A 7,535-nucleotide genomic window follows, 5' to 3' on the forward strand; every position below is an offset into this window, starting at 1 on the left:
TTTTTCGTGCCTGGAATATATTACAGAAAATTCAGTTTAAACGTTAGTGTGGAATTATTTTAATGCGACGCTAGTGAAAAGCTACATCTATATAAAAATAAAAGCAGAATTAGTCCTTCAACTAATTCTGCAAAAAGCTATTATAATGTGTAACATTCTATTTGTCATGTTGTTAAATCTTTAACAGTAGAAAATAACTTGACTTTTAATAAAAATTTTGGGACGTTTTCTTTTTTGGATATTATGTTGTCGCATTATGATGGTCTCCCTGATTTAGCAGAATAACACCACCAATAATCAGTGTAATTCCAATCGCAGAGTAAAAATTAAAAATATCTCCCCATACAACGATACCGACAATGACTGTTAATGCTGTACCTATGCCAGACCAAATGGCATACGCAAGGCTTAATGGTAATGTTTTTAAGCATAGGGACAATGAATAAAACGAAATGCCATATCCTACTGCGACAGCTATGGATGGACCTAGAATTGTAAATGCTTCTGAAAACTTAAGCATCATTGTTGCAATTACCTCACTGACAATGGATAACGCTAAAAATAGATAACCCTTCATTTACAATTTCCTCCTTAATGTCCGCTACCAGCAAGGTTAAGAATAACCACACCGACAATAATTAATAGAATACCCATAATTTTTTTTAGATTGAACAATTCCTTATAAAAGACTATGCCGATTATCGCTGTTAGCGCCGTTCCTATCCCTGCCCATATCGCATAAGCAGTGCCAATTGCTAAAGATTGTAATGTTAGTGAAAAGAAATAAAAAGCCGTTCCATATCCAACCACTACACCAATTGAAGGCAATAATCGTTTAAAACCATTTGTGAGTTTCAGCATCGAGCTTGCAAAAACTTCTGAGATAATTGAAATGAATAAAAAACCTAAAGCACTCATGTATGTTAGTCCTTCTTTGTCATGTGCATTAATTGTTCAAAGACACCTTTTGTTGCTTCATTAGAAATAGGTGCTATATTTAATAACTGTGAATAATACAATCCATCAATCGTTAGCCGAATTAAATGAACAGTGGAAAGCTCCAATCCATCTTGAAACAACTCTCCTAGTAAACATTCGTAAACTGTTGAGATGGATGAATGGTCGTTTTGCATAATTTGAATCGCAATATTTAAAGCTGCCTCACTCGCAAGATCTTTTTGAGAAGCTAAAATAAATGCTCTCGTTAATCTCCCTGTTCCTTGCTCAAGGCTTGCGAAATGTTCATAGGATTGTATAACCTCGTTCATAATCGTTTCAGCGATTGCTGTTTGAAGGGTATCCTTCGTCTTAAAATGATACAGTAAACCACCTTTGCTAATGTTCGCACTACTAGCAATTTTATCTAAAGTTAAAGTACTTAAATCATTGTCCTTTAAATATTGAATCGCCGTTTGGATAATATGTGAACGTTTTAAATCTGCTTTTGATGACATAAATTAGCCCCCTTGAAAAGCATAAAAAAACCGTCTGGACGGTCTTTTTTTATTTTATAGCTTATATCATACGTCGTCAATTAATTATGGATTTCTTACTTGGCCTTTTCTGCTAATTACAATCTCTATCCCTTCTATAAATGAAAGTAAACTCTTTAACCTTTCCTAAATAACGTTTTCATTTTTTTCCACAATACACACTTGCTTTTGTATAATAGTACAAAGAAAAAAATTACGACTTGAAAGGAATGATAAATAATTGGATTCTTTAAATACATACAGAACAATCTTACAAATGGATCAAAAAGAAATCTCTCATACTACAATTAACTTTTTAGTTGAGAATATTGAAGATGACTTTGAAAAGTTCCGCAGAAAATATAAATTTTTATCAATTGCAAAAGGATTTTTAAGAAGCTATTATTCACTAAAAGAAATGGAATTGAAAGCAGAAGTATCAACTTTAGAAAAATCTGGTGAAAAGGAACCTTTAAAGAAGCTTGAAGGTGATTGGTACTATGCAAATACTATAAATAAACTACAAAATTATTTAATGTTTGAGGATTTCTATCTGATTAAAGAGCATATCAATTATGAATACTTTGTACTCAGTCGAGTTAGTGATGAAATTTTATTAATAGACTATAGCAATTTAGAAAACGTAGAACGCATTTATGTAAATTCATCAATAGAGACGTTTTGTCTTTCACTAGCGGTATATAAACGATACGTCAATAAAATTACGAAATACTATAATAATTTTCGAGATAAAGAGGACATGAAGTTTAGTGATGACATACTAGCAATCCCCATCAATTAAGGACTAAGTTACAAAAGATTGATCCTACTATACTTCCTTTACATTATTGGGAGAAGAAATGTAATGAATGGGAGGAAAAACTGAAGCTGCTAGAATCGTCCCATCGAAAAGGATTAGGTCTACAAGGATGGTAAAAGTAAGATAAGCCCTCTCAAACCATGAGAGGGCTCTTGCATTTTATTTAGGTAATGTAAACGTTTCTTTCTTACCTTTTGAAGTATCCTCTGCTCCTTTATTTCGGATAGGACCTAATTCAATTTCAAAGGCTTTATCTTTCCAGATCTTTTCATATTGCTCTTGGTCTAATACGAATACTTGTAATAGCTCGCCAGTTTCGCCAGCTTTAATAACGTCATTATACTTGTAATTTAATAGCATACCTTCGCTTAATGCATATTGCATGCCATCATTAACTGATAATTTCGAAGACATAGAAGATAAGCCAATTTCACTACTAGCTTTATTTTCTAGCTTAAATTTCACTGTTAATAAAGTAACACCATTCGTGAAATTAGAGAAACGAGGAGCTTCCACCTCATTAGGTGTAAACTTTGTAAACTGATACCCTTCTAGAATAGCATTTACATCCCCTATTTTCTTACTTTCATTGATGTCGCTTTTTTCCTTCAACATCGTCTTTTCACCCATATTGTCCATTGTTACTTTATCTTGATAAAATGACGAATTACTTGCTACTTTTTTCGAACCATCCGTATTTATAGCAAGATTAAATCTTCCATCTGAACCAATAGTAGAGTCATACTTTTCTTTTTCAGTAAGCGGTTTTGGAACCTCTACTGCTACAGTGCCCAGTTCATTGATTTTTGCTAAATCTGTTTCACCGAATGGATAAGCGATATACCCTGTTACCTCTTCACCGGCTTTTAGCAAATAGTCTGTTTTGTAGTTTAGTTTTGTTGGTAATTGATCTTCTTCAGGAATTAAATCCTTATAATTCGAATAATCTTTAGTTGCACCAGTAAATGTAGCATATAAACTAGGCATGTAATAAACATCTTTATCCATATCGTTTTTCACTGTATATTTAGCTAAAATGACGCCACCGTTAGTTTGATCACCGAATGGAATATTAAAATCTGTGTGGAAATCCTTTAATTCTACTACTGAATATGCATCAAGTGAAATTGAAACATTCTCCATTTTATGTACTTGTGGTTCATTGTTTTCAAAAAGAACTTTAGTTTTTCCTTGAGTTTCCTTTTCCATATAAGAAATTAAAGGAGCAAAGTCAGCTGATCCTTTAGTGGATTCTTGATCTTTTTTAGGTTCTTCCTTTTGGACTTTATCTTTATCTTGTCCTTTTTCCTCCTGTGTTTTCTTTGGTTCATCATCTTTTTTTGTTTCGTCTGCGCTTTTTCCACAGCCACTAAGAATAATTGAAGTTGATAAAATTAGCGAAGACATTAAAAATAAACTCTTTTTCATTTCTTCCTCCAAAATGTGTCTTTAAAATTTTTGGGCCCAACTGTAAAAGTAAATTATTTAAGCTATTTTTTGAGCTGATACCCATTTTAATCCACATTTATCTTCAAAACAACTTGAACTGGAAGAAATTGTACTAACGGAGCAATGAGCATCCAAATATTGTTTATTGAATAATTCTATCTCATTTTCAAATTTACATTATTTCTCATATTCAACATTTTTCGAGGTAGTTCCTAAGAGTAATAATTATTATTGTACTAAAAAAACTTTATTTCTCTAAGTTGTCAGAAGATAAGTATAATATACCCAAGAATATAGTCGCATGTGAAATCACGTTTTTTCATCTTAGCAAAATTACGGATGTCGTTTTGTACGTCACTTCATACACAACTACAACATTTGCTCTTTTCAAAATCCGTGATAAAAATTAAAAAGCTAGATAAAAGATAAAACATCTCTTTTCTAGCTTCTTGTATCATATGATTTTCGTCTTACAACAGGCCTGCCTTTATTAAATATTCGCGAGCCACGTCTTCTATGTTTTGGCCTTCTACATTTACTTGATAGTTCATTTCTCGCATCTCATCATCTGTTATTTGATTTGCCAGCTTGTTTAAGGCTGTTTCAATCTCAGGATATTTCTTTAACGTCTCTTCCCTTAGTAAAGGAGCTCCTTGATAAGGTGGAAATAGTTGTTGGTCATCTGTCAAAACTTGCATATTATATTGACGTATTTCACTATCCGTTGAGTACGCATCTAATACATCTATATTCCCTGATTCGATCGCCTGATATCTAAGCTTTGGCTCCATCGTTGTTATGTTAGAAAGTGTAATACCATAACGCTTTTGAATGCCCAAATAACCATCTTTTCGATCATTAAATTCCAATGTGAAGCCAGCTTTTATCGAGTCTTGAATAGGCTTGATGTCAGAAATTGTTTGCAAATGATAGGTTTCAGCCATTTCCTTTGATACTGCCAATGCATACGTATTGTTATATTTCATCGGACGAAGCATCACCATGCCAAATTTATTCATCATGCCTTCTTTCGCCTGATGATAAACATCCTCCTGATTATTATTGATCGCTTCCTCTTTTAAAAACTCTGAAATTGCCGTTCCCGTAAATTCTGGATAAATATCGATGCTGCCAGATTTAAGTGCATTAAATACAAAGGAAGTCTTACCAAGTCCAGGTTTTAATTGCACCTTTAAGTCTGTTTCATCTTCAATAAGCAATTTATACATATTTATTAGAATCTCTGGCTCAGAGCCAAGCTTACCTGCAATGACAATTTCCTCTTGGTCTTTGAAGTTTAATAACGGGAATATAATCATTATTAATGCCACTACACTAATAATGCTCAATGCTGTCATTGTTTTTTTAAACGACAGTGATTCTAGTTTTTTTAGTAAGAAATCGAACACTAATGCTAAAATCGCCGCAGGGACAGCCCCTAAAATAATAAGTGCAGTATTATTTCGGTCAATTCCAAGCAATATGATATCTCCTAATCCTCCAGCCCCGATTAACGCCGCTAAAGTTGCCGTTCCGACGATTAATACCATAGCTGTTCTAATTCCTGCCATGATAACAGGCATAGCAAGAGGCAATTCTACTTTCACTAACCGCTTTCGCGTATTCATCCCCATCGCCATCGCTGCCTCTTTTAAAGATGGATCTACTTCGTTTATCCCAGTAAATGTATTACGTAAAATCGGAAGAAGTGCATACACAACTAAGGCAATAATTGCAGGTACTTTTCCGATGCCAAACAACGGAATCAATAGCCCTAATAACGCTAATGAAGGAATCGTTTGTAAAACTGCACTAATTCCAATAATACTTTCTGCTATTTTCTTTTTATTCGTTAAGTAGATTCCTAGAGGAATAGCAATTACCACTGCAAAAAATAGTGCAATGAAGGAAATTTGAATATGCTCTAATAAAGATGCCAATAGTTGGCCTTTTCGTTCGCTAAACACACCCCAAAAATTAGCCATTTATATTACCTCTTTCTAAGGAATCTTGCGCTAAATACTGAAGCATAGATGCTCTTGTGACTACGCCAATTATTTTTCCGTTCTGTTCCACACCTAAGCATTCATCATGAGCTAATTTTTGAAGAATGGTATGTAAAGAATCTTTGGAAGAAATGGTGTTCTCTCGATTTCTTTGATGAACCTCATCAGCAATTGGTTCAATTACAGCTTGGATATGGAAAGTCCCAAACTCTTTTATCCCAACAAATTCACGAACAAAATCATTAACAGGATTTTGTATGATTTCATGTGGAGTGCCAAGCTGTACAATTTCTCCATCCTTCATTACACATATTCGATCGCCTAATTTTAAGGCCTCTTGCATATCGTGCGAAACAAAGACGATTGTTTTTTGTATCGTTTGCTGAAGCTCCAGAAGATCATCTTGTAATTTTGTGCGGCTAATCGGATCTAAAGCACTAAAAGGCTCATCCATTAAAATGATTTCGGGATCAGCTGCTAATGCACGAACAACACCGACCCTTTGTTGCTCACCACCAGAAAGTTCTTTAGGCTTGCGCTGACTATATTTATCGGGTTCAAGTCCAACCATATTCAATAACTCCCGAACTCGTTGCTGAATCTGCGGTTTACTCCATTTCTTCAATTCAGGCACAACAGCTATATTTTCTTCGATCGTCATATGGGGAAAAAGCGCAATTTGTTGAAGGACATAGCCGATATTCCACCGCAATTCATGAATGTTGTAATCACTAATTCTTTTGCCGTTAATGCGAATGGTTCCTTCTGTTAAATGAATTAATCGATTAATCATCTTTAATAATGTTGTTTTTCCACAACCACTAGGTCCAATAAGAACTAAAAATTCTCCCTTGTTGATCTCTAAATTAATAGCTTTCACTGCGACTTGGTCATTTTCATATTTTTTTGTGACATTTTCAAATGCTATCATTGTATAATCCCCTTTTATTAATGCTCTTCAATAATCCACATTCTTTGCGTAAACTCACTATATTAATTTAATGTAATTGTAGACATAACGAGAAGTTGATTTCCGTTCCGACTGAGCGCTTTGCCGCTGACGCTTCGCTTTTGCACAAATAAAACATTTGCCGCTGTCGCTTCGCTTTCGCACAGATAAAACATTTGCCGCTGACGCTTCGCTTTCGCACAGATAAAACATTTGCCGCTGACGCTTCGCTTTCGCGCAGATAAAACATTTGTTGCTGTCGCTTCACTCCAATCAACTAATCTTTTTAGAACGGAACAGAAATCACCTTCATATATAGTAACTTAATGTTTTAATATAGAAATAAACTACTATTTTAATTCTCTTCATTTCATATACGTTAAGCATAGTAGGTCTAGAACTAACACTTTTTAAAGATACATCATGTTACTATATATATTTCACTATCTAAAGTCATTTCAAACTTATTTTTTTGTTTTACATCGTTGGTCTTCTTTTTATGATGCGTCTCTATTTATCTCATAATTTTCATAGACAATCGTATAATGTTTTTGAGTACGAATAATTAATATTCAATAAAGATTTCCTATCAAAACGAATAGCTTCATAATACCATTTTTGTGTTTTTTAGTAACCATTGCATCTATATTCTAATGACCTTTCATTTCTAAAATATGCTGGAAATTAAGGAACTAAACTAGGGATTTTTTCGTTCTATTAATGATGTACGCCCGCTGAAAGAATTTAAAGAAAACACTACTTTCAGGCGTGTTGATTAGGAAAAAATAAGTTTATTATTGAGCGATAAAAGGATTTTTTCGTTACCACTTTGCCAATAT

Annotated in this window: 7 protein-coding genes; 1 reads left to right on the forward strand and 6 read right to left on the reverse strand. The window is 33.7% G+C overall.

The features are described 5' to 3' along the window. Positions 1-241: 241 nt before the first annotated feature. From AMS59_RS02985 to AMS59_RS02995, 3 genes are read right to left on the reverse strand one after another with little or no spacing between them, the layout of a single operon-like run. The gene (locus tag AMS59_RS02985; RefSeq protein WP_053482272.1) at positions 242-577 is read right to left on the reverse strand and encodes a multidrug efflux SMR transporter; all 336 of its coding nucleotides are present in this window, start codon (positions 575-577) and stop codon (positions 242-244) included. A gap of 14 nt (positions 578-591) precedes the next feature. Beyond that, complete coding sequence (locus AMS59_RS02990; protein ID WP_053482273.1) at positions 592-918, reverse strand: multidrug efflux SMR transporter; 327 nt, start codon at positions 916-918, stop codon at positions 592-594. Positions 919-923: 5 nt separating this feature from the next. After that, complete coding sequence (locus tag AMS59_RS02995) at positions 924-1,454, reverse strand: TetR/AcrR family transcriptional regulator (protein WP_053482274.1); 531 nt, start codon at positions 1,452-1,454, stop codon at positions 924-926. 259 nt (positions 1,455-1,713) lie between these two features. On the opposite strand from AMS59_RS02995, the gene AMS59_RS03000 reads away from it, so the two are divergent. Next, entirely contained in the window at positions 1,714-2,274 is a 561-nt protein-coding gene (locus AMS59_RS03000) for a hypothetical protein (RefSeq protein ID WP_053482275.1), read from the forward strand. A 177-nt stretch (positions 2,275-2,451) separates the two neighbouring features. Here the strand turns inward: AMS59_RS03000 and AMS59_RS03005 are convergent, their stop codons facing one another. From AMS59_RS03005 to AMS59_RS03015, 3 genes are all read right to left on the reverse strand, one after another. After that, entirely contained in the window at positions 2,452-3,720 is a 1,269-nt protein-coding gene (locus AMS59_RS03005) for a DUF5068 domain-containing protein (RefSeq protein WP_053482276.1), read from the reverse strand. Positions 3,721-4,211: 491 nt separating this feature from the next. Next, a complete protein-coding gene (locus AMS59_RS03010) occupies positions 4,212-5,726 on the reverse strand; it encodes an ABC transporter permease/substrate-binding protein (protein WP_053482277.1) in 1,515 nt (504 codons plus the stop codon). Next, complete coding sequence (locus tag AMS59_RS03015) at positions 5,719-6,678, reverse strand: ABC transporter ATP-binding protein (protein WP_053482278.1); 960 nt, start codon at positions 6,676-6,678, stop codon at positions 5,719-5,721. Before AMS59_RS03015 ends, AMS59_RS03010 begins: the two co-directional genes overlap by 8 nt. Positions 6,679-7,535: the final 857 nt, after the last annotated feature.

Source organism: Lysinibacillus sp. FJAT-14745 (assembly GCF_001275675.1).
Lineage (GTDB): Bacteria > Bacillota > Bacilli > Bacillales_A > Planococcaceae > Lysinibacillus.

Coding starts and splice junctions, on each gene's coding strand:
- AMS59_RS02985 (WP_053482272.1), bottom strand. CDS start 577: ATGAAGGGTTATCTATTTTTAGCGTTATCCATTGTCAGTGAGGTAATT.
- AMS59_RS02990 (WP_053482273.1), bottom strand. CDS start 918: ATGAGTGCTTTAGGTTTTTTATTCATTTCAATTATCTCAGAAGTTTTT.
- AMS59_RS02995 (WP_053482274.1), bottom strand. CDS start 1,454: ATGTCATCAAAAGCAGATTTAAAACGTTCACATATTATCCAAACGGCG.
- AMS59_RS03005 (WP_053482276.1), bottom strand. CDS start 3,720: ATGAAAAAGAGTTTATTTTTAATGTCTTCGCTAATTTTATCAACTTCA.
- AMS59_RS03010 (WP_053482277.1), bottom strand. CDS start 5,726: ATGGCTAATTTTTGGGGTGTGTTTAGCGAACGAAAAGGCCAACTATTG.
- AMS59_RS03015 (WP_053482278.1), bottom strand. CDS start 6,678: ATGATAGCATTTGAAAATGTCACAAAAAAATATGAAAATGACCAAGTC.